Raw genomic sequence first — 21,787 nt, 5'->3', positions numbered from 1 at the left:
AGTAAAAACGGACCGGCCGCAGTGTACCGCTACATCTCCACGCCGCGCTGCGCCTTGATGCCCTGCTGGAAGGCGTGCTTGACAGGAACCATGTCGGTCACGGTGTCGGCCGCCTCCACCAGTGCCGGTGGCGCCCCCCGGCCCGTGACGACCACGTGCTGCATCGGCGGGCGCGCACGCAGGTCGGCGACGACCTGCTCCACATCAAGATAGTGCAGCTTGAGCGCAATGTTGAGTTCGTCGAGCAGCACGAGTCCGATCGACGGGTCGCGCAGCATGCCGCGGGCCACTTCCCAGGCCGCTTCGGCCTTGGCCACGTCGCGCGCGCGGTCCTGCGTTTCCCAGGTATAGCCTTCGCCCATTACGTGGAAAGCGCACTCGTCGGGAAAGCGGCGCAGGAACATTTCCTCGCCGGTGGGCTGCGCGCCCTTGATGAACTGCACGACGCCGGTGCGCATGCCGTGGCCCAGCGCGCGCACCACCATGCCGAAGCCCGAGCTGGACTTGCCCTTGCCGTTGCCGGTGGTGATCACGATCACGCCGCGCTCGTCCTGCGCGGCGGCGATCTTCGCGTCGACCACTTCCTTCTTGCGGACCATGCGTGCCTTGTGGCGCGCATCGCGGCCGGCATCGTCCTGGCCGCTGGTCTGTTCCGTCGTGTTGTCGTTCGTGTTGTCGTTCATGGTTCGTCGTGCGATGACCCCGCCGGGCGGGGAGATCCATCTGGAATCAGCGCGGTGTGCACACCGTCCGTGACGCTGACGATCGGCGTGCGCAGCGCATGCGAGCATTGTTCGGGTGTCAGCACCTGATGCGCCGGCCCATGCAGCGCGGTGCCATTTTCGGCCATCAGCAGCGCATGGGTGGCATAGCGTCGGGCCAGGTTCAGGTCGTGCAGGATCACGACGATGGCGTGGCGGCCGGCGCGCGCCAGCGCCGCCAGCGCTTCGAGCACCATGATCTGGTGGCGCAAGTCCAGGTGCGAGACCGGTTCATCGAGGAGCAGCAGCGGCGCCTGCTGCGCCAGCACGGCGGCCAGCGCCGCGCGCTGGCGTTCGCCGCCGGACAACGTCAGCACATCGCGTGCGGACAGGGTGTCGAGATCCATCGCATGGATGGCGGCGCGCACCACGGCATCGTCGTCCCGGCCGGCCCAGCCCCAGCCGGACAGGTGTGGATGGCGGCCGACGCGCACGGCATCCAGCACGGACATCGAGAAGGTGTCATGCACCGCCTGCGGCAGATAGGCGCGCTGGCGGGCCAGTGCGGCCGGCGACAGGCGCTCGAGCGGCGTGCCATCCAGGCTGGCGCCGCCGGCATCCGCGCGGCGCAGGCCGGACAGCACCGCCATCAGCGTGGACTTGCCCACGCCGTTGGGCCCGGCCACGCACCAGAGCTGGCCCGGCGCGATCTCCAGCGACAGGCGCTCGAGCAGTACGCGCGTGCCGGTGCGCAGGCTCACATCACGGAGCGCCAGCGTCGGGCATGCGGCCGCGGGTGCTGACCATGACGTCATCGTGGCCTCCGCAGCAGCAGGTAGAGGAAGGTCGGCACGCCCAGCAGCGCGGTGATGACACCCGCCGGAAGCTGCGCGGGCGCGATCACGGTGCGGGCGATCAGGTCGGCAGCCATGAGCAGCGCGCCGCCAAGCAGCGCCGAGGCCGGCAGCAGCAGGCGCTGGTCGTTGCCCCAGGCGAGGCGCACGAGATGCGGCACCACCAGGCCGACAAAGCCGATGGAGCCGGCGGTCGTGATGGCCACGGCGATCGACAGCGAAGCGAGCAGGAACGTGGCCAGGCGCACGCGCCCGACTCGCACACCCAGCGATTGCGCCACGGTTTCACCGAGCAGCATCACATTGAGCGAACGCGCCATCGGCATGGCCAGCAGCACGGCAAGCAGCAGCATGGCGAGCGCGGCACCATATTCGGCCGTACCGCCCAGATCGCCCGTGAGCCAGAAAAGCATGCCGCGCAGCCGGGCCTCGGGCGCAATCGCGAGGATCAGCGTGATCAGCGCGCCCCAGCCTGAAGCCAGGATCACGCCAGTCAGCAACAGGCGCGCCCCGGCCTCATGGTGTCCGCCCTGTACCTGCGGATGCAGCAGATCGCGCCGCGCCAGCGTGGCAACCAGCACCATCGACAGCAGCGCACCGCCCGCCGCACCGCCCTGCACGGCCCATAGCGGCAGCATCATGAGCATCGCCCCAAGCGCGCCGGTGGCGGCGCCGCCGGATACGCCCAGTACATACGGTTCGGCCAGCGGATTGCGCAGCAGCACCTGCATCAGCGCACCGGACAGGGCCAGCAAGCCGCCGCATGCGAACGCTGCCGCCGCGCGCGGCAGGCGCAGGTCGCGCACGATGGCACCGGCGGTGCCGGTGTCGGCGCCGGTCAGCGCCTGCCAGAGCTGGCCGGCATCCATGCGCACGCTGCCCAGCGCCAGCGACAGCAGGAACACCGCCACGACCGCGGCCGCGAGCGCCAGCCATACCGCGAGGGCGCGCCGGAAGTCAGACATGGCGCGCCATCCGGCCCGTCACTTCTGGCGCCAGCCCAGCGTGATGTAGCCCGCCCTGCCCTGCGTGTTGTACGGGAAGGCAAGCTGGTAGTTCTTGTCGAACAGGTTTTCCACCCGGGCAGCGACGAACCATTGCTTGTCGATGTTGTAGCGCGCGTTGAGGTTGACGATACCGTATCCGCCCAGCGTGCGCGAGCCCGCGTCCAGGCGCGACGACGACAGCAGCCACTCGCCGCCGAAGCGCCAGTTGCCGAAATTGCGGCCCACGTCGAATGCGGCATGGCGGCGCGCACGGCGCACGAGCTGGGTGTTGGTCTGCTCGTCGACCGGGTTCTGGAACGTGACGCTGGCGCCGACATCGGTGTTCCATAGTGTCGCGCGCCAGGAGGCCTCGAGGCCCTGTACCTTGGCCTTGTTGACGTTGCTCGGCAGGAACATGCCGTTGGGCTGCGCCACCGTGACGATCAGGTCGTTGTAGCGCGTTTCAAAGGCCGTCACGCGCAGCAGGCCGGCTTGCGGCGTGTTGTACTGCACCCCGGCTTCGGCCGACTTGGCGCGCTCTGGCTGCAGGTTCGGATTGCCGAAGCCCGGGAAATACAACTCGTTGAAAGTCGGCGCGCGGAAGGCGTTGCTGACGCTGGCGATCAGCTTGAGAGCCTCGGTCAGGTTGTAGCCATAGCCGGCAAAGAAGCTGCCCTGGTTGCCGAAGTCCGAGTAGTGGTCGTTGCGGCCGTTGAGTTGCAGCTGGTGCTTGCCGAAGCGGCCATCATAGCCGCCGAACACCGAGAAGACATTGCGCGAGGGCGCGACGTACGAATTGGAATCCAGCTCCTGCTGCAGGTAGTCGGTGCCGAACAGCAAGGTGTGTGTCGGTGCCAGCGCGTACTCGTTCTGCCAGTTGAACTGGCGGTTGCGCGTGTTGAAGGTGCCGTTGTTCACGCCATTCAGGAAGTTCTCGCTGCGGTCCTCGCTCTGCGCCAGCTTGAAGTGCGTGGCCCAGTCCGGCAGCACCTTGCCGTTGACGAAGGCCGACACGGTGTACAGCTCGCTGTTGGAGCGGTTGTCGTCGGTGGGCCGGCCGAAGCTGCTGTCGTACGACAGCTTGCTCTTCGAATAGTAGCCGGCCACGCCCGCGTCCCAGTTCGGCGTGAACTGGTGCTTCACCTGCGCCGATACGCTCTGGTTCTCGTACGGGTTGTCATTCGGGTTGGCGCGCGGCGCCTGCTTCGTGTTGATCGACGAGAAGCCGTCGGTCTTGAACGCGGAGCCGGTCACGTTGAACGAGGTGTCGCCGATCTGGCCGCCGTAGCCGACCGTGCCCTGGCGCGTATTGTTGCTGCCGTATTCGACCTGCGCGTTCGCGGCCGGTGCCTGGCCAGCACCGCTCTTGGTGAAGATCTGCACCACGCCGCCAATTGCGTCCGAACCGTACAGCGCCGACACGTTGCCGCGCACCACTTCGATATGGTCGATCTGGTCGGGCAGGATATTGGCCAGCTGCGCCGTGCCGCTGCTCACCGAAGACACGCGCACGCCGTCGATCAGGATCAGTGTCTGGTTGGAATTGGCGCCGCGCATGAACAGCGAGGTGTTCGTGCCCATGCCGCCATTGGTGGTCAGCTCCACGCCGGCCTGGTTGCGCAGCAGCGTGCGCAGGTCCGGTGCCTGCGAGTTGACGATATCTTCCTGCGTCACAACCGTGGTATGCGGCAGGGCCTCGGTGAGCGGCTGCGCGGTGCGGGTCGACGTGACCACCACCGGCGCGAGTTGCGCGGGCGCGGCGTCGGCGGCCGGCTGGGACGCGCCCGGCGTCCCGGCGGTCTGGGCCACGGCAGGATTCAGGGCAAGGGAAGACAGGGCAGCCAGCACGACAGCCACGGACGGACGCACCGTCGGCAGCGCCGGACGGTTCGACCTGTAAAGCGATGAACGCATGATGCAGGAATGGATAGGACAGCCAGACCCGTTCCCCCGCGGGCCAGATGGCGATGAGGCGTGCCGCGCAGGGGCGGCAGCCCGCGTTCAGGCCGGTATCCGGGCTGGCGACGCCAGGCTGGCCGCCTTCCCGAACGCTTGAGGTTCAGTGGCGATGGGCCAGCCCTGCGATGCCGTGTGTGGGCAGGCATCGCGGCCGCTTACCGTTGCGGGGGCAGCACAGGTTGGCCTGGCCGAGCTGTCTGTCGGCCGCGGCTCCCTGTTTCCCGTTGAACTGCCACCCTGCCGCGGGCACGATGGCGAGCACCTGGAACGAGCGCGAGTGTAGGCAGTTTCCCTAGCTGAGTCAATGCGGCCCCGGACCGCCCTTGACGACGCATAAATGGCGCGCAAACGGCGAATTCGGCGCAGAAGCCTGCAACTTCCGCGCGCCATGGCGGTCACATCCGCCTTGCCTTTCATTGTGCGCGACGACGCTTCGGCTAGAATCGCGATACCTGACACCCTTCACCATGACAGGCCCTATGCTTAACGAACTCGAACAGCTGGCCGCCAAGATCGGCCGCGTGCTCCATCACGCGGACACCCTGGCGGCGGAGAACCAGCGGCTGCGCGACGAAATCGCGCGCCTGGAAGGCGAGGCCGCACAGTTGCGCGGCGAGCGCGAAGCGATGGCCGCCGACCGCGAGCTGCTCAATATCAAGATCGAGGAAGCGCAACTGCGCATCCAGTCCATCCTGGACAAGCTGCCCACCGCGGGCGATTCGCGCCAGCTCGACCTGCTCGGCGAGGACACCGGGTCCTCGGCCCAGGAACGCGCCGCGCACAAGGCCTCGGGAGAACACGCATGAGCAACAAGCAAGTCGAAGTGAATATCGCCGGCCAGCCCTACCGCTTCGCGATCTCGCCCGAGAACGAGGCCGCGCTGCTGGAGGCGGTGGCCCTGGTGGACACGCAGATGAACAAGCTGCGCAACAACGCCTCGGCCAAGGGCGTGGAGCGCGTGGCGGTGATGGCGGCGATCACCATCGCGTCCGACCTGCTGGCCCTGCAGCGCAAGCAGCAGGCGGACGGCGCGATCCCCGTCGATGCCATCCGCGCGCGCATCCGCGAGCTCAACGAGCGCGCCGACGAGGCCTTGCGGCAATATGCGCATGTTGGCACCGGCACGCAGGCGCAGCCGAACTGAGCGCGCTCGGCACCGATGTGCGCTGGATGCCGCGCTGCTCTGCAAAATGTAACTACGCGGTGCGGTGGACTTGGTATGCAACACATCGAGGTGTATAGTGTAGCCAGACTGCACGGGGCACCACAGACGTGCAGCAAAATGGCCGGGTTATCGCGCCTGGCCGCCGTTCTCATCCCATCCTAGTTCGAAACGGCAAACGTCTGACATCCCGCCCGCGCGTCCGGTTTTTGGTCACGTCGGGGTGTCCGGAGCGTCAGACGTTTGACAGTTTCCCTGCCTGGTTCGCGAGGGTCATAAACTCCTTGAACCGATATGCATCGCATGGTGCGGGATCATGTCGTATGGGCGAGCGCGTCGCCGCACTCATAGTCCGGGCCTGGCTTGGACTCCCTGAGTGGGTGATGTACCCGAAATACGACTTCCGCAGCCACTCTGAACCTCACTTGGGTTCAGGATGCCGACCCAACGGCCGAGGCGGGGACCCCTCAAAAAAGGCGGTGGTTTCACAGACCACCGCCTTTTTTCTTGCCGGTCGCTGCCGCGTCGCGCGTGCAGCGCGTATTGCAGACACCCGCACCCGACTGCCATGAGCCGCGCAGAAAACAACCGCACGGAAAAAGCGCCCGCACGTGCCCGCCAGTACTGGCTGATGAAGTCCGAGCCGGACGAAGCCAGTATCGATACCCTTGCCACGGAAGGGACATTGCCGTGGACCGGCGTGCGCAACTACCAGGCACGCAATTTCATGCGCGACATCATGCGCATCGGCGACGGCGTGCTGTTCTACCACTCGTCCTGTCCGGAACCTGGCATTGCCGGGATCGCCGAGGTCTGCTCGCAGCCCTACCCCGATCCGACCCAGTTCGATCCGAAGAGCCATTACTACGACGCGGCATCCAGGGCAGACGAACCGCGCTGGCAGCTCGTCGACGTGAAGTTCGTGCGCAAGAGCGCACTGATCCCGCTGGCGGAACTGCGCGCGCATGAGGAACTGGCCGATATGGTCGTGCTACGGCGCGGCAACCGGCTCTCGATCACGCCGGTCACGCCGGCCGAATGGCGCTTCATTACCACGCGGCTGATGGGCTGATTCGCGCTGCCCGACAGCGGCAGACGCATCCACAACCACAAGCGACGCTGCGTTTTTCTTTTCCCATGAGTCTTGCCCTGATTCCCGCCCTGCTCGCGCTGGGCGCCTTTACCGGTTTCTGCGCCGGCCTGCTCGGCGTCGGCGGCGGCATGATGATGGTGCCCTTCCTCACGCTGCTGTTCACGAGCCTCGGCTTTGCCGGCGAGGCCATCGTGCACATGGCCATCGCCACGTCGATGGGGACCATCCTGTTCACTTCGCTGTCGTCGGTGCGGGCCCATCACAAGCGCGGCGCGGTGCGCTGGCCGATCGTGCTCGCGCTGGCGCCGGGGATCCTGCTGGGCGGCATGATCGGCGGCGGCAAGGTGTTCGCCGCGCTCAAGACAAGCTGGCTGTCGCTGGCATTTGCCTGCTTCGTCGGCTTCTCGGCGCTGCAGATGCTGCGCAGCCGGCGCCCCGAGCCAAGCCGCCAGTTGCCGGGCGTGCCGGGCATGGTGGGCGCGGGATCGGTGATCGGCTTCCTGTCCAGCCTGGTCGGCGCGGGCGGTGCCTTTGTTTCCGTGCCGTTCATGACCTGGTGCAATGTGCCCATCCACAATGCAGTGGCCACCTCGGCTGCACTGGGCTTTCCGATTGCGGTAGCCAGTGTGCTCGGCTACATCTGGAGCGGCTGGCAGCAGCCGGGCCTGCCAGTCGGCTCGCTCGGCTATATCTACCTGCCGGCGCTGCTGGCGATTGCCATCGCCAGCGTGCTGACGGCGCCGCTGGGTGCGCGCACCGCGCACCGCATGGACGTGGCGCAGCTCAGGAAGGCGTTCGCGGTGTTACTGCTATCCCTGGCCAGCTACATGTTCTGGAAGGCCTGGAGGGCATTCTGACGGGACCGCCGCGCGCCGGCCGTACCGGGAACGATTGCGGGGAGTTCGCGTCTCATACCCATCACTTTGACTGGGAGAACAAGATGAAACAACTGCTTGCAGCCACCCTGCTCGGCGCCTCGGCGCTGGTCGCATCCGCGCAAACCCTGCCGGCGCCGGCCGGCGTGCTGTCCCTCTCGGCACAGGCCGTGACCGAAGTGCCGACCGACGTGGTGCACCTGACACTGGCGGCAGAGCAGGAAGGCGCGGAGCCGGGCGCGATCTCGTCGCAGCTCTCGACCCGCACGCAGGCCGTCATCAACCAGGCCAAGCGCACGCCGGGTGTGCAGGCGGAGTCTGGTGGCTTCACGATCCGCCCGAGTACCGACCGCAACGGCCGCATCAGTACGTGGCGCGGCCGCTCGGAAGTCATCCTGCAGTCGCGTGATTTTGCCGCCGTGTCGAAGCTGGCCGGTGAGCTGGCCAACCAGATGCAGGTACAGGGCATTGCGTTCTCGCTGTCGCGCGAAGCGCGCCAGGCCGCCGAGGGCAAGCTGACCGAGCAGGCCGTGAGCGCATTCCGCGAAAAAGCGCAGTCCGCCTCGAAGCTGTTCGGCTACAGCAGCTATACGATCCGCGAAGTGAACGTGAACGAGAGCGGCATGGTGCCGCCGATGCCGCGCATGTATGGCGCTGCCAAGGCCATGATGTCCGACTCCGCGGCACCGGTACCCGTCGAGGGCGGCAAGACGCAGGTCACCGTGTCGGTGAATGGCTCGGTGCAGATGCTGAAGTAAAACCCGGGCGGCCGGCCGCGCTGGCAGGCCGCCCCGCCGCCGTTCAGAGCGCGGCGAACTGCTGCCGCAGCACGTTCTTCTGCACCTTGCCCATGGTGTTGCGCGGCAGCTCTTCCACCACGTGCACGCGCTTGGGGACCTTGAAGTTGGCGATGCGGCCCTTTAGCGAGCCGATCAGTTCGCCCTCGTCGAGGTCGGCGCCTGGCTTCTTCACCACTACCGCCACCACCGCCTCGCCGAAATCGACATGCGGCACGCCGATCACCGCGCTCTCGGCCACGCCCGGCATCTCGTCGATGAAACTCTCGATCTCCTTCGGATAGACGTTGTAGCCACCGGAGATGATCAGGTCCTTGCTGCGCCCGACAATGGTCACATAGTTGTCCGGCACCGGACGCTCGCCGGCCTGGCTGACGATGGCGCCCCCAAAGCGGCCCACGTCGCCGGTCTTGAACCAGCCGTCCGCGGTGAATTCCTCGCGCGTCTTCTCCGGCATGCGCCAGTAGCCCTTGAACACGTTCGGGCCCTTGACCTCGATATTGCCGATCTCGCCGATCGCGCTGGGCCGGCCCTCGCCATCGACCACGCGCACCGACACGCCGGGCAGCGGCATGCCGACAGTGCCGCCGATGCGTTCGCCCAGCGCGCTGTCGTACGGGTTGGAGACCAGCATCACGGTCTCGCTCATGCCGTAACGCTCGAGGATGGTGTGGCCCGTGCGCTTGCGGAATTCTTCAAAGGTCTCCAGCAGCAGCGGCGCCGAGCCCGACACGAACAGGCGCATGCGGCGGCAGGTGTCGTCGTCGAAGCGCGACTCCTGCAGCATGCGCACGTAGTAGGTCGGCACGCCCATCATCACCGTGGAGCGCGGCAGGAATTTCAGCACCTGCGCCATGTCCAGCTTCGGCGCCCAGATCATCTTGGCACCGGCCAGCAGCGCGCCGTGCGAGGCGACGAACAGGCCGTGCACGTGGAAGATCGGCAGCATGTGCAGCAGCACGTCGTCGCTGCGCCAGCCCCAGTATTTGTGCAGCGTCTGCGCGTTGGAGGCCAGGTTGCCGTGCGTCAGCATCGCGCCCTTGCTGCGCCCGGTGGTGCCGGACGTATAGAGAATGGCCGCCAGGTCGTCGTCGGCGCGCTGCACGGTCTCGAAGGTATCGGGCCGCGCCGCGGCGCGCGACAGCAGCGAGCCGGTGCGGTCTTCGTCGAGCGTGAAAACGTAGCTGGTGCCGTGGCGGAAGGCCACCTTCGATACCCAGCCGAAATTCTTGCTGCTGCACACCACCACCGACGGCTCGGCATTGCCGACGAAGTAGTCGATCTCCGCTTCCTGGTAGGCCGTGTTCAGCGGCAGGTAGACATAGCCGGCACGCAGCGTGGCCAGGTACAGGAACAGCGCCTCGGGCGATTTCTCCACTTGCACGGCCACGCGCGCGCCCTCGGGCAGGCCTAGCCCCCTCAGCAGGTTGGCCAGCTTGGCGGTGGCGCGGTCGAGATCGTCCCAGCTGTAGTACAGGCCGTCGTGCGTCTCGATACAGCAGGCGGTGCGGTCAGCGGGAAAGCGGGTTTCGAACAGTGCGAACAGGTTGGCGTTCATGGTGCGGATGAAGAAAGACTTCCGGCATCCAGGCGCGGAAGGCAATGGACGATTGGGCGATGGACGATTGTAATGGGGAAACGCGCTAGTTCCCTTCGAACCGCGGGGGACGGCGGGCCAGGAAGGCCGCCACGCCTTCGGCATGGTCGCCGCCTTCGGCGTAGGCGAAATGCGCGGCCAGTTCCTTGGCGCTCAGCGGCTCGGGCTGCGGCGACAGGCGGCGGATCGTGGCCTTGTTGATGCGCGCCGCGACGGGTGCCCCGGCCGTAATCCTGCGCACCGTGGCATCGACCTCCGCCGCCAGTGCGCCGGCCGGCACCACGCGTGTCAGCAAGCCCTTTTCGCGCGCCTCGGCCGCATCGAAGACGCGGCCCTCGAGCAGGATCTCCAGCGCGACGGCGCGCCCCGCCAGCGCGAGCAAACCCTGCAGTTCACCCGGCGCCATCGGAAAGCCGAGCCGGTTGATCGGCACGCCGAAGCGGCTATTGTCCGCCGCGATGCGCAGGTCGCAATGGCAGGCGACCTCCAGCCCGCCGCCGACGCATACGCCCTCGATCATCGCCACGGTCGGGTGCGGGCAGCCGGCAATGGCCTCCAGCGCCGGAGCGATGATCTCCATGTGGTAGCGGCGCACCGCGGCATCGTCGCCGCGCACGATGGGGAACTCGGCAATGTCGGCGCCGGCGGCAAAATTGCCATCGGCGCCGCGCACCACCACGCAGCGCAGCGAGGTGTCGGCCGACAGCCGCGTGAAGCCGTCGGCCAGCGCCAGCCACATCTGCGCCGAGATGGCGTTGAGCTTGCCCGGGTGCGACAGCGTGACAGCAGCCGTGGTGCCTTGGGCTGCGAACTCGACAGTACCGCTCATCGCTCAGTCGATCTTGGCGTCGGAGAGCTGCACCACCTGGGCCCAGCGCTTGATCTCGCTGCGCTGGAACTGGGCGAACTGCTCCTGGGTGAACTGCGGCGTTTCCGAGCCATTGCTGATCCAGACCTGCTTGAGCTCGGGCGTATTCAGGGCCTTCTCGGTCTCGGTGTACAGGCGGTCGACGATCTCCTTCGGCGTGCCCTTGGGCACCCACATCGCGTACCAGGTCGACACCTCGTAGTTCGGCACGCCCGCCTCCGCCGCGGTCGGCACATTCGGGAATGCCGGCGAGCGCTTGGCCGATGCCACCGCCAGCGCCTTGATGCGGCCGGCGCGAATATGTTGCGCGGATGAGCCAAGGCCGTCGAACATCATGTCGACCTGGCCGGCGATCAGGTCCGACAGCGCCGGGCCCGCGCCCTTGTAGGGAATATGCGTGATCAGGGTCTTGGTCTGCAGCTTGAACAGCTCGCCCGCGAGATGGTGCGAGGAGCCGTTGCCCGCCGAGCCATAGTTAAGCTTGCCCGGATTCTTGCGTGCGTAGTCGAGCAGTTCCTGCAGCGTATTGGCGTGCACGCGCGACGGGTTCACCACGATGACCTGGGGCGGCTGGGCGATCACCGTGACGGGGATGAAATCCTTTTCGATGTCGTAGTCGAGCTTCTTGTAGAACGACGGCGCAATCGCGTGGTGCGCACCGCCGATAAAGACCGTATAGCCGTCCGGCGCGGCCTTGGCCGCCAGGCTCGCGCCAAGGGTGCCGCCGGCACCGCCGCGGTTATCGATCACGAACTGCTTGCCGAGCTGCTTGGAAAGCTGCGCGGTCAGCGGGCGCGCGAAGGCGTCGGTGCCGCCGCCTGCGGGGAACGGCACGATGACCGTGACCGGCTTGGACGGCCAGGTATCCGCCAGCGCGGACGGCGCCTGCCATGCCATGCCGGCAAGGCCAGCGACCACGACGGCGGCGCGCGCGCACGCGGCCAGGCTGAACTGACGACGATTCATCTTCACTGCCTCCTCTTTCTCTCGAAGTGGAAAGTTGATCCGGATACTGCTTGTTTTGCTCGTTGTGCTCGTTGCGCTTGTTGTAAATCCCGACAAATGCCGTACCTGGTGCTCAGCGGTGCCATGGCATGTTGTTCGTGACCTGACCCGAGTCACAGCAGCTTCCCCACGGCACGGCTGATGCGCGGGTTGCCTTCGCCAAGGCGCGCTAGATTGTCATCCAGTGCCTCGGGCGCGTAAAGGTAATTCACCATCATGCCGCACGATTGTATGCAGCCTTTTCGCGACAGGTCCGCCCCCCAGTTAAGCCGTTCCACGCACGCACCATTGCCAAGGTGGAAACGCGCCACCGGATCGGCGGGGAAGGACTGGCTGCGCTCGCGCACGAGGTAATGGGCGGCCAGCGACAACGCGGTGTCACGCACCACGGCGTCCTGGGAATCGGGCGGCAACGCCTCGAGCCAGCCCGCGCCGCCGGCTGGCGCCGGGCCGTGCCGGTCCTGCCAGCGCGCCAGCCGCTTTGGTCCCAGCGCGCTGGCCACGGCGGCGCCGTCCTGCTTGCGCAGCCAGTCGGCAAACCCGGGGATCGGCGACAGCGTCGCGAACTGCCGGACCTTGGGAAACTCGCGCTGCAGCTCCTCGATCACGCGCTTGAGCAGGAAATTGCCGAAGCTGACGCCCCGCAGCCCGGCCTGCGTGTTCGAGATCGAATAGAAGATGGCCCACTTCACGCGGCGCAGGTCTTCGAGCGGCGCGGCTTCGTCGAGCAAAGCCTGGACGTTGGCCGCCATCTCCGGCACGAAGGCCACTTCCACGAAGATCAGGGGCTCGCGCGGAATGCGCGGATGGAAGAACGCATAGCAGCGCCGGTCAGAATCGAGGCGGTTGCGCAGATCCGTCCATGACGAGATTTCGTGGACGGCTTCGTACCGGATCAGCTTCTCGAGCAGCGAGGCCGGCGAGTCCCAGGTGATGGGCTGCAGTTCGAGCAGGCCGACATCGAACCAGTTCGAGAACAGCGCCTCGAGGTCTTCATCGAGCACGCGCAAGCCGGGAATGCGCCGTTGCCAGCGCAGCATATCGGCGCGCAGGCGGATCAGGAAATGCAGGCCGCACGCGCTGTTGCCACGCTGGCCATGCAGCGCGGCCAGGCGCTTGAAGAAGCGGATGCGCGCATTGGACAAGGCCTGGCTCAGGCCGGAGCCGCCGCGTGCCGGCTTGCCGGGCTTGTCCGCGTCCGCGGCGCCCTCATCCGGCCCCGTACTGCCGGCCACCTCCGCCAGCACTTCGAGCATGCCGCGGCGCATGCCCTCGTCCGCGGCTTCGTACTCGGATTGCCAGGCCTGCGCAGCAGCGTTGGCGTTGCTGTCGGTCAGCCGCGCATCGAGGCATAGCCGCAACTGTTCGCGCTGGCGGCGCGCCACGCGCGCGGGCAGTGGCGCGGCCCCGGCATCCTTTGCCGGTGCAGGAGCCGCGTCGGCATCGCCCTTGCGGCCCCACCAGCGCCCGATCCTCGACAAGAGATTGGGGCCTGACGGTTCGCTGACGCCCAAGGGGGCGCTGATCTTGTGGTCGCCGGAGTCGAGGGAGCTCATGGGATACCTGCCTTGGTGCGTGACGAAATCTTCGGGAACTCGTGCAGCGCGGCCGCTTCGGCCGTAGCGGTGCGGTCCAGCGCCGTCAGTGCGGCACGCTGGCGCAGCAGATGGGTCTTCATCAGGGCTTCGGCGCCTTCGGGGTCATGCGCCTTGAGCGCCGAAAAAATGCCCAGGTGTTCGGCGCAGGACTCATGAATGCGCCCGGGCAGCTTCAGGCTCTTGTGCCGTGACAGGCGCAGCACCTTGCGCAAATCGCTGATCAGCCCGGAAAGCCAGCGGTTGCCGGCCAGACGCTGGATGGCTTCGTGGATCTGGAAATTGGTTTCGTAATAGGCATCGATATCGCCTGCGCCGGCATGCCGCGCAAGCTCGGCGTGCAGCCCTTCCAGCGCTTCAAGATCCTGCGCGGTGGCATTGCGCGCGGCCTCGTAGGCACAGCGCCCCTCGAGCAGCGCCATGAGCGGAAAGATCTCGTCGAGATCGCGCTCGGACAGTTCGTTGACGAAGCAGCCGCGCCGGGGCTCGAGCCGGACGAGGCCTTCGGCGGCCAGCACCTTGAGCGCCTCGCGCAGCGGCGTGCGCGAGATGCCGAGCTGGGCGGCCAGCGCGCTTTCGTCGATCCATGCCCCCGGTACGAGCGCATGTGCGTCGATCATGCCGCGCATGCGGTCCGCCACCTCGAGATAAAGCGCCTGCTGGACGATACGCATAAGCCTCCGCCAGGATCGATCCGGGCCCCTCCCGCACCATGTGCAGGTCGCCACATAATTCATAATTATGAATAATCGGAAGTCTCAGGCAAGGCATTTCGATGTTGCGGCGCGCAACAGAAAAGAAACATACGCGGTATCGGAATGAGCCAGAGGTGCGGCGGGCGCATGCCAGCCTCCCTGCCAGCATGCGCCCGCGCCTGAAAGAACTGCTGCGGACTATGTCATCGCCGGTCGCTGCCTCGACGGCATCGGCCTGCGTGGGTCATGGACTACCGACGCTGACCCTGCGCCCCCCTTGATCGCGCACCCTGTCGTATGCGCGGATTTCCCGTCTGCCGTCGTTTTATTGTCCGGTGCCCCTGTCTGCCTGCAGGTCCTCCCCGGCCCCGTCCTTCGCGGGCTTCGGCATGGCCCGCATTCTTGTAACAAGGTAGTTAGCGAGTATCGTGCCACGAGACATAAACCATTGTTTTTATTGATGTTGAGGATGGGAAACTTGTTACAAAGCCGCATTCGTGTAACAGAATGTATCTCGGGTGTTACGACCAAAGTCTCAGGGACGCCATCTTGCGGCTTTGGGTGTTTCCCCGCAGACCTTGGCATTTGTGGCGAATTTGCCAGTTCAGGCACCTGCAGTATGTGGAGTAAGGCACAATCGACACGCGCAAATTGGTTGCGCTGATGAAACAACTTGGCCTCGGGCCGCCATCCGACCAGACGGGAATTCCGACCATGCAAACCGGCGACACCAGCGCAGTCCCTGCTTCTCCCGAAACGCCCGACAGCGGCCAGGCTCCGGCGACACGCCCGATCGAGCCCAGGGCCTTGCGGCTCGCCTTCACAGGCACGGGATCGGAGTATTTCCGCATCTGGATCGTCAACACGCTGCTGACCATCGTCACGTTCGGCATCTACTCCGCGTGGGCCAAGGTCCGCACGCTGCAGTATTTCTATCGCAACACCAGCCTGGACGGGGCCACATTCGATTACCACGGCCGGGCAGCAGCGATTCTCAAGGGACGCGCCATCGTGTTCGTGCTGGCATTCGCGTTCCAGCTTGCCGGCAAGGTGTCACCGATGCTGGCTGCACTGCTGGCCCTGGCGCTGGCGGCGGTGTTCCCGCTCCTGCTGGTCCGGTCGCTGCGCTTTCGCATGGCGAACTCGAGCTATCGCGGCCTGCGCTTTGCCTTCACCGGAGGCGATGCCGAAGCGTACAAGGTGTTCGTGCTGTGGCCGCTGCTCACGGTATTCACGCTCGGTGCGCTGGCGCCGCTGGCGCATCAGCGCCTGAAGCACTACCAGCATAATCACACGCGTTTCGGCACGGCGCCATTTGCGTTCGATGCATCGGCCGGCTCGTTCTACGGCGTGTACCTGCGCACCTTCGCCATGACGATCGTGGTCGTGCTGGTCGCGGTGGCCGGCGGCATCGCGCTGGGCGTCAGTGCCGGATCGGGCCGCGGCGCCGCGGTGTTTGCCGGCTTGCTCGGCACCCTCGGCATCTATGTCGCCTTGCTGGCCGTCGGCCCGTACTTCAATGCCTCGCTGCAGAACCTCGTGTGGAACCACACCACGCTGGCCCCGCACGGTTTCTGCAGCGAAGTGAAGGCAGGCCGCCTGTTCTATATTTTCCTGACGAACATGATTGGCATTGCACTGACCCTGGGACTGTTCCTGCCGTTTGCCCGGGTCAGGTCCGCGCGTTACCGCGTGGAATGCATGTCGCTGCTGGCGCGCGCGCCGCTGGACGCCTTCGTCGCGGGCCAGGCCGAGAACGTCGGTGCGCTCGGCGATGCCGCGGCGGACTGGTATGACATCGACATTGCGCTCTGAGCCTGCGTGCACAGCCAGAGCCGGAAATGACTCACCGACGAAATTGCGCCGATGATTCCCGTCACCTACTTCGATGGCCGCTCGTCGCGGGCGCACCCGGCCACGCTGGCCGTGGACGCCGGGCAGGCCGTGCTGCGCGATGCCGATGGCGCGGAGCTGCGGCGCGCGGCGCTGTCGTCGCTGCGCGTATCGGAGCGGGTACGGCGCGCGCCGCGCCTCGTAACGTTCGCGGACGGCGCCTTCTGCCAGGTCAGCGACCACGCTGCCTTCGACAGCCTGCTCGCCGCGACGGGGCATCAGGAAGGCTGGGTGGTCAAGGCACAGAACAGCTGGCGCATGGCGGGCATGGCAGTGGCTGCGCTGGTCGCCGTATTCGTGCTGGGCTACTACGTACTGCTGCCGTGGGGCGCGTCGCATATTGCGCGGGCGGTGCCGCCCGCGCTCGAGGCACAGCTCGGCCGTGCCACGCTGGCCAGCCTGGACAACGGGGTGGTCGAGCCCACGCGCCTGCCCCCTGCGGAACAGGCCCGCATCCGCACAGGCTTCGCCGGGCTGAAGCGGCCGGATGATCCCGGCCATGACTACCAGATCGTGTTCCGCCAAGGCGGGCGCCTGGGCGCCAACGCGCTGGCCCTGCCCGGCGGCGCCATCGTGGTCACGGACGAACTGGTGGGGCTGGCCGGCACTGGCGCCGGCATGCTCGGGGTGCTCGCCCACGAGGCGGGCCATGTCGCGCAACGCCACGGCCTGCAGCAGGTCATCCAGGCTTCGGCCGTCGGCGCGCTGGCTGCGTATATGTTCGGGGACTTTTCTTCCGTGCTGGCCGGCGTGCCCGCCGCGATGCTGACGCTGCGCTATTCGCGCGAGCACGAACGCGAGGCCGATGCCTATGCGATCGAGATCATGCAGCGCAACCGGCTGCCGCCGTCAGCGCTCGCCGATGTCCTGATCGCGCTCGAGAACCAGAACCGTGGCGCGCAGAAGAACGAGCCTGCTGCCGGCGCCAAGGCGGAGGGCCCTGCGCTGGATGATTTCCTCTCCACGCATCCGCACACGCGCGAACGGATCGAGGCGTTGCGCGCGGCAGGCCCCTGACGCCGCGCGAACGTACCGTCAGGCGCCCGATCCCGCCGCGGGCTGTTCCTCGCCGGAACGCGCCTGCCGGCGATAGGCCCACACCACCATCGCGATACCGGCCAGGATCATCGGCAGGCTCAGCCACTGGCCCATGGACAGGTGCAGCGCCAGCAGGCCCAGGAAGTTGTCCGGCTCGCGCGCGAATTCGGCGGCAAAACGGAAGCAGCCATAGCCGATCAGGAACACGCCGGACACTGCGCCCATCGGCCGCGGCTTGCGCGCGAACAGCCACAGGATGATGAACAGCGCCACGCCTTCGCCGGCGAACTGGTAAAGCTGCGACGGGTGGCGCGGAATGTTGTCGCCCGCCTGCGGGAAGATCATGCCCCACGGCAGGTCCGTGGGCCGGCCCCACAGTTCGCCGTTGATGAAGTTGCCGATGCGGCCAGCGGCCAGCCCGCACGGGATCATCGGCGCGATGAAGTCGGTGACTTCGAGCCAGTGGCGCTTGCGCAGACGCGCGAACAGCCACATCGCGACCAGCACGCCGAGAAAGCCGCCATGGAAGGCCATGCCGCCCTCCCACACCTTGAAGATCTCCAGCGGATGCGAAAGGTAGTAGGACGGCTTGTAGAACAGCACATAGCCGAGCCGCCCGCCCAGGATCACGCCCAGCACGCCGAAGAACAGCATGTCGTCGAGGTCGCGCGTCACCCAGCCCTTCGCCGCCATATGCGGCTGATGGATGCGCAGGCGGCCGAACCACAGGAACATGATGAACCCGGCCAGGTACATCAGCCCGTACCAGCGGATGGCAAGCGGGCCAAGATGGATGGCAACCGGATCGAATTGGGGATGAATCAGCATGGTGAGGTGGGTGGAAGTTATAAAGGCCCGGCAGCCGCGGATACCAAAGATCCCTCGGACGCCAGCCCGCTCGCGATGTCGATCAGGGAACGCAGCGCCGGCGCGACACCGGCGGCGCCTTCGCGCCAGGCCAGTCCGGTCTCGATCTGCGGCCCCGCCTCGCGCAACGCGAGGTACGACACGCCGGTGCGGCGAAGGTTGCAGAGCGAGGCCGGCACCAGCGCCACCCCCATGCCTGCAGACACCAGGCTCACGATGGTCTGCATCTGGATGGCTTCCTGCGCGATCACCGGCGTCAAGCCGTCGCGCGCATAGTAGCCTGTAATGATGTCATAGAACACCGGCGCGCTTCGGCGCGGGAAAATGATCAGCGGCTCGTGCGCGGCGTCGCGCAGCGAAACCTTGCCATCCACCGGTACGGTGCCGTGCGCGGGCCGCCAGCCATCCGGCACCGCCAGCACGAGCGGCTCGCTGATCAGCGGCAGGTAGGACAGGCCGTGCGGCATGGCCGGCCATTGCGGACGGATGACTAGCCCGGCGTCGATGCTGCCGTCGATCAGGGCCTCGAGCTGGATATCGCTGGTGGCCTCGCGCAACTGCAGCTGGACCTCCGGATGCTGCGCGCGGAAGCGCCGCAGCAGGTCCGGCAGGATACCGTAGTCGGCCGTACTGACGAACGCCAGCGCGAGCGAGCCGATTTCCCCGCGCGCGAACCGCTGCGCGAGCCCCGGCAGCGCCGCCGCGTCCGCCAGCACGCGCCGGACCTCCGGCAGCCACTGCTGACCGGCGGGCGTCAGCATCACCGAGCGGCGCGTGCGTGCGAACAGTTGCACGCCGATTTCCTCCTCCAGCGCCTGGATCTGCTGCGAAAGCGGCGGCTGCGTCATGGCCAGCCGCGTGGCCGCGCGCCCGAAATGCAACTCTTCCGCTACCGTGACAAAGTACCGCAGCTGGCGCAGGTCCAATGGTCCTCCTGATATGTTTTTCGACTCAATAACGGTCAAATAATATATTTGACACGCCAAAACGCAAGTCGCATTCTTTCGGCACAACATCGCTCTGCCTGCGCCCGCACGGCGGCCTGGCGGCCGAAAGACATCCCCCGGAGACCCCATCATGGCATTCAACAAGCGCTCCCAGAACATCACGCAAGGCGTGGCGCGTTCCCCGAACCGCTCGATGTACTACGCGCTCGGCTACAAGAAGGAGGACTTCGACAAGCCGATGGTCGGCATCGCCAACGGCCATTCGACGATCACGCCGTGCAACGCCGGCCTGCAGCGCCTGGCCGATGCCGCGATCGATGCCGTGAAGGCCGCCGGCGCCAACCCGCAGGTGTTCGGCACGCCGACCATCTCCGACGGCATGTCGATGGGCACCGAGGGCATGAAGTACTCGCTGATCTCGCGCGAGGTCATTGCCGACTGCATCGAGACCGCCGCACAGGGCCAGTGGATGGACGGCGTGGTCGTGATCGGCGGCTGCGACAAGAACATGCCGGGCGGCATGATCGCGCTGGCGCGCACCAATGTGCCGGGCATCTATGTCTATGGCGGCACCATCCGGCCCGGCAACTGGAAAGGCAAGGACCTGACCATCGTGTCGTCGTTCGAGGCGGTGGGCGAATTCACCGCCGGCCGCATGAGCGAGGAAGACTTCGAGGGCGTGGAACGGAACGCCTGCCCGTCCACCGGCTCCTGCGGCGGCATGTACACCGCCAACACGATGAGTTCGTCGTTCGAGGCGCTCGGCATGTCGCTGCTGTATTCGTCGACCATGGCCAACCCCGACCAGGAGAAGGTCGACAGCGCGGCCGAATCGGCGCGCGTGCTGGTCGAGGCCGTCAAGAAAGACATCAAGCCGCGCGACATCATCACGCGCAAGTCGATCGAGAACGCGGTCAGCCTGATCATGGCCACCGGCGGTTCGACCAACGCCGTGCTGCACTACCTGGCGATCGCCCACTCGGCCGAAGTCGAATGGACCATCGACGACTTCGAGCGCATCCGCCGCAAGGTGCCGGTGATCTGCAACCTGAAACCGTCGGGCCAGTACGTGGCCACCGACCTGCACAAGGCCGGCGGCATCCCGCAGGTCATGAAGATCCTGCTGAAGGCCGGGCTGCTGCATGGCGACTGCCTGACCATCACCGGCCGCACGCTGGCCGAGGAACTCGAGCACGTGCCCGACCAGCCGCGCACCGATCAGGACGTGATCATGCCGATCGAGAAGGCGCTTTACGCCGAAGGGCACCTGGCCATCCTGAAGGGCAACCTGGCCGAGGAAGGCGCCGTTGCCAAGATCACCGGTTTGAAGAACCCGGTCATCACCGGGCCGGCACGCGTATTCGAGGACGAGCAGAGCGCGATGGAGGCGATCCTCGCCGACAAGATCAACCCAGGCGACGTGCTGGTGCTGCGCTACCTGGGGCCCAAGGGTGGGCCGGGGATGCCGGAGATGCTGGCGCCGACCTCGGCCATCATCGGCAAGGGGCTGGGCGAGTCAGTGGGCTTCATCACCGACGGCCGCTTCTCGGGCGGCACGTGGGGCATGGTGGTGGGCCATGTTGCGCCTGAAGCGTATGTAGGCGGGAATATCGCGCTGGTGCAGGAAGGGGATTCGATCACCATCGACGCGCACAAGCTGCTGCTGCGGGTGAATGTGTCGGATGAAGAGTTGGCGCGGCGCCGGGCTGAGTGGAAGCAGCCAGCGCCGCGTTATGCGCGGGGGGTGTTGGCGAAGTTTTCGCGGCTGGCGTCTACGGCGAGTAAGGGGGCGGTGACGGATTAATTGGGCTGGCTGGCGGGGGTGCTTGGCAAGAACGAATGCACCGAATGCACCAATCCCGACCAGAGCACCACCACCCAATCCCCCCTCACATCCCCCCCGGATCCCTCTCAATCTCCTCCAGCGTCGCATCGAGCCATTCAACCAGCCGCGCCTCCAGCGCCTGCGTCAATTCCGCCGCAAGCTGCGCGGTCAGCGGCGCCAGCCGCGCGCGCAGCGTTGCCTCGGTATGCGCCTCCACGACCTGCGGCCACTCGGTGCGGAACCGCATCATCACGCGTGTCAGCAACTCGCTGCGCATCGCGCGCAAGTCGTCTTCACCGGGCGCATCGGACGCGTAGCGGCTGGCCACGGTGTCCTCCGGTTCGGTGACGGGCAAGGCGGTATCGCCGTCTTCCAGCTCATCGGTCAAAACCGGAATCGCCAGCGCGTCCGGCTCACCCGTGTCGCCTACGTGCGTGACCACGCCCGACTCGGCCATGCCAGCCGTATCGATGACGCCGTCGTCCGATGGCGCCGCAGCAGCATCCGGCAAGTCCACCACCTCGGTCAGCAGCGGAATGCTGTCGTTGGGCCCGAGCCGCGGGATCACCCGCGAGGTCGTGCGTTCGCTCATGCTGAGTCTCCCCGTGGCTGGCTGAGATCGTGGTGCGTCAGCGCATAGCCGCGCTCACGGTAGAAGCGGTAGCGCTCGCGCCCGGCCTCGCGGTCTTCGGCGCCGGCGCCGACCACTTCTATCAGGCGCTCAAAGCTGGCGAACTGCCCCGGCGCCTGCGCATCCAGGTTGATCAGCAGCTGATGGTGCGGGACACCGTCCAGGCTGGTGGCCAAAACGATCGGCGTGACCGATGCGTTGGGACTGTCCACGCCGCAGTGAGGCAGGAAGTCCAGCGGCGAGAACGTCCACAGGCGCGCGTCGAGTTCCGCGAGCTGCGGCGGCTGGCCGTGCACCACGACCTTCTGGCCAGCGCTGTACGCCTTGCGGACCAGCCGGCAGACATAGCCGAGCTTGTCCGGCACGTTGCTGTGGAAATCGATGCGCGTCATGACTACC

The 21,787-nt window shown here is 66.7% G+C and carries 21 protein-coding genes, 1 other RNA gene and 1 riboswitch; of the genes, 9 read left to right on the top strand and 13 right to left on the bottom strand.

What is annotated here, in order from left to right; genetic code table 11:
- Positions 1-29: 29 nt before the first annotated feature.
- The 4 genes from cobO to AC3FNH_RS07830 are packed head-to-tail and all read right to left on the bottom strand — an operon-like array spanning position 30 to position 4,455.
- The gene (gene cobO, locus AC3FNH_RS07845) at positions 30-683 is read right to left on the bottom strand and encodes a cob(I)yrinic acid a,c-diamide adenosyltransferase (protein WP_488719642.1); all 654 of its coding nucleotides are present in this window, start codon (positions 681-683) and stop codon (positions 30-32) included.
- Positions 680-1,516 (bottom strand): ABC transporter ATP-binding protein, encoded by an 837-nt coding sequence (locus AC3FNH_RS07840; protein ID WP_488719641.1) that lies wholly within the window; start codon positions 1,514-1,516, stop codon positions 680-682. The genes cobO and AC3FNH_RS07840 overlap by 4 nt, the downstream gene beginning before the upstream one ends.
- A complete protein-coding gene (locus AC3FNH_RS07835; RefSeq protein WP_488719640.1) occupies positions 1,513-2,520 on the bottom strand; it encodes a FecCD family ABC transporter permease in 1,008 nt (335 codons plus the stop codon). The genes AC3FNH_RS07840 and AC3FNH_RS07835 overlap by 4 nt, the downstream gene beginning before the upstream one ends.
- An 18-nt stretch (positions 2,521-2,538) precedes the next feature.
- Entirely contained in the window at positions 2,539-4,455 is a 1,917-nt protein-coding gene (locus tag AC3FNH_RS07830; RefSeq protein WP_488719639.1) for a TonB-dependent receptor plug domain-containing protein, read from the bottom strand.
- 73 nt (positions 4,456-4,528) lie between these two features.
- A riboswitch (cobalamin riboswitch) is annotated at positions 4,529-4,782 on the bottom strand.
- 197 nt (positions 4,783-4,979) lie between these two features.
- Here AC3FNH_RS07830 and AC3FNH_RS07825 point away from each other — a divergent pair.
- From AC3FNH_RS07825 to AC3FNH_RS07800, 6 genes are all read left to right on the top strand, one after another.
- Complete coding sequence (locus AC3FNH_RS07825; RefSeq protein ID WP_276098309.1) at positions 4,980-5,306, top strand: hypothetical protein; 327 nt, start codon at positions 4,980-4,982, stop codon at positions 5,304-5,306.
- Positions 5,303-5,644, top strand: coding sequence for a cell division protein ZapA (locus tag AC3FNH_RS07820; RefSeq protein ID WP_276098310.1), 342 nt, complete (start codon positions 5,303-5,305; stop codon positions 5,642-5,644). The genes AC3FNH_RS07825 and AC3FNH_RS07820 overlap by 4 nt, the downstream gene beginning before the upstream one ends.
- Before the next feature lie 267 nt (positions 5,645-5,911).
- Positions 5,912-6,129, top strand: a non-coding RNA gene (gene ssrS, locus AC3FNH_RS07815) — 6S RNA.
- A gap of 101 nt (positions 6,130-6,230) precedes the next feature.
- Positions 6,231-6,734 carry an EVE domain-containing protein gene (locus tag AC3FNH_RS07810; protein ID WP_488719638.1) on the top strand — a complete coding sequence of 168 codons (504 nt, stop codon included), beginning with the start codon at positions 6,231-6,233 and terminating at the stop codon, positions 6,732-6,734.
- A gap of 65 nt (positions 6,735-6,799) precedes the next feature.
- On the top strand, positions 6,800-7,612 hold the full coding sequence (locus AC3FNH_RS07805) for a sulfite exporter TauE/SafE family protein (protein WP_276098312.1): 813 nt from the start codon (positions 6,800-6,802) through the stop codon (positions 7,610-7,612).
- An 83-nt stretch (positions 7,613-7,695) separates the two neighbouring features.
- On the top strand, positions 7,696-8,388 hold the full coding sequence (locus AC3FNH_RS07800; protein ID WP_488719637.1) for an SIMPL domain-containing protein: 693 nt from the start codon (positions 7,696-7,698) through the stop codon (positions 8,386-8,388).
- Between the two features lie 43 nt (positions 8,389-8,431).
- Here the strand turns inward: AC3FNH_RS07800 and AC3FNH_RS07795 are convergent, their stop codons facing one another.
- The 5 genes from AC3FNH_RS07795 to AC3FNH_RS07775 form a co-directional block, all read right to left on the bottom strand.
- The gene (locus tag AC3FNH_RS07795) at positions 8,432-9,985 is read right to left on the bottom strand and encodes a malonate--CoA ligase (RefSeq protein ID WP_488719636.1); all 1,554 of its coding nucleotides are present in this window, start codon (positions 9,983-9,985) and stop codon (positions 8,432-8,434) included.
- Positions 9,986-10,070: 85 nt separating this feature from the next.
- On the bottom strand, positions 10,071-10,853 hold the full coding sequence (locus AC3FNH_RS07790) for an enoyl-CoA hydratase/isomerase family protein (RefSeq protein WP_488719635.1): 783 nt from the start codon (positions 10,851-10,853) through the stop codon (positions 10,071-10,073).
- Between the two features lie 3 nt (positions 10,854-10,856).
- Positions 10,857-11,858 carry a Bug family tripartite tricarboxylate transporter substrate binding protein gene (locus tag AC3FNH_RS07785; RefSeq protein WP_488719634.1) on the bottom strand — a complete coding sequence of 334 codons (1,002 nt, stop codon included), beginning with the start codon at positions 11,856-11,858 and terminating at the stop codon, positions 10,857-10,859.
- A gap of 152 nt (positions 11,859-12,010) precedes the next feature.
- A complete protein-coding gene (locus AC3FNH_RS07780) occupies positions 12,011-13,453 on the bottom strand; it encodes a malonyl-CoA decarboxylase domain-containing protein (RefSeq protein ID WP_488719633.1) in 1,443 nt (480 codons plus the stop codon).
- On the bottom strand, positions 13,450-14,166 hold the full coding sequence (locus tag AC3FNH_RS07775; protein WP_488719632.1) for a GntR family transcriptional regulator: 717 nt from the start codon (positions 14,164-14,166) through the stop codon (positions 13,450-13,452). The genes AC3FNH_RS07780 and AC3FNH_RS07775 overlap by 4 nt, the downstream gene beginning before the upstream one ends.
- Positions 14,167-14,901: 735 nt before the next feature.
- Here AC3FNH_RS07775 and AC3FNH_RS07770 point away from each other — a divergent pair.
- Together AC3FNH_RS07770 and AC3FNH_RS07765 are read left to right on the top strand one after the other, a co-directional pair.
- On the top strand, positions 14,902-16,002 hold the full coding sequence (locus tag AC3FNH_RS07770) for a YjgN family protein (RefSeq protein WP_488719775.1): 1,101 nt from the start codon (positions 14,902-14,904) through the stop codon (positions 16,000-16,002).
- Between the two features lie 51 nt (positions 16,003-16,053).
- Entirely contained in the window at positions 16,054-17,097 is a 1,044-nt protein-coding gene (locus AC3FNH_RS07765) for a M48 family metallopeptidase (protein WP_488719631.1), read from the top strand.
- A gap of 18 nt (positions 17,098-17,115) precedes the next feature.
- Here the strand turns inward: AC3FNH_RS07765 and lgt are convergent, their stop codons facing one another.
- Positions 17,116-17,946 (bottom strand): prolipoprotein diacylglyceryl transferase, encoded by an 831-nt coding sequence (lgt, locus tag AC3FNH_RS07760; protein WP_488719630.1) that lies wholly within the window; start codon positions 17,944-17,946, stop codon positions 17,116-17,118.
- Positions 17,947-17,963: 17 nt separating this feature from the next.
- Positions 17,964-18,911, bottom strand: coding sequence for a LysR family transcriptional regulator (locus tag AC3FNH_RS07755; RefSeq protein WP_488719629.1), 948 nt, complete (start codon positions 18,909-18,911; stop codon positions 17,964-17,966).
- Positions 18,912-19,062: 151 nt separating this feature from the next.
- Here AC3FNH_RS07755 and ilvD point away from each other — a divergent pair, with 151 nt between their 5' ends.
- Positions 19,063-20,736 carry a dihydroxy-acid dehydratase gene (gene ilvD, locus AC3FNH_RS07750; RefSeq protein WP_488719628.1) on the top strand — a complete coding sequence of 558 codons (1,674 nt, stop codon included), beginning with the start codon at positions 19,063-19,065 and terminating at the stop codon, positions 20,734-20,736.
- Positions 20,737-20,821: 85 nt separating this feature from the next.
- On the opposite strand, the gene AC3FNH_RS07745 is transcribed toward ilvD, so the two are convergent.
- Positions 20,822-21,349 (bottom strand): hypothetical protein, encoded by a 528-nt coding sequence (locus AC3FNH_RS07745; RefSeq protein ID WP_488719627.1) that lies wholly within the window; start codon positions 21,347-21,349, stop codon positions 20,822-20,824.
- The gene (locus tag AC3FNH_RS07740; protein WP_488719626.1) at positions 21,346-21,780 is read right to left on the bottom strand and encodes a DNA polymerase III subunit chi; all 435 of its coding nucleotides are present in this window, start codon (positions 21,778-21,780) and stop codon (positions 21,346-21,348) included. The genes AC3FNH_RS07745 and AC3FNH_RS07740 overlap by 4 nt, the downstream gene beginning before the upstream one ends.
- Between the last annotated feature and the right edge of the window lie 7 nt (positions 21,781-21,787).

The organism is Cupriavidus sp. 22TCCZM01-5 (assembly GCF_057798915.1).
Note: the sequence above shows the minus strand (reverse complement) of the source record. Positions and strands in the feature narration are given on the sequence as shown.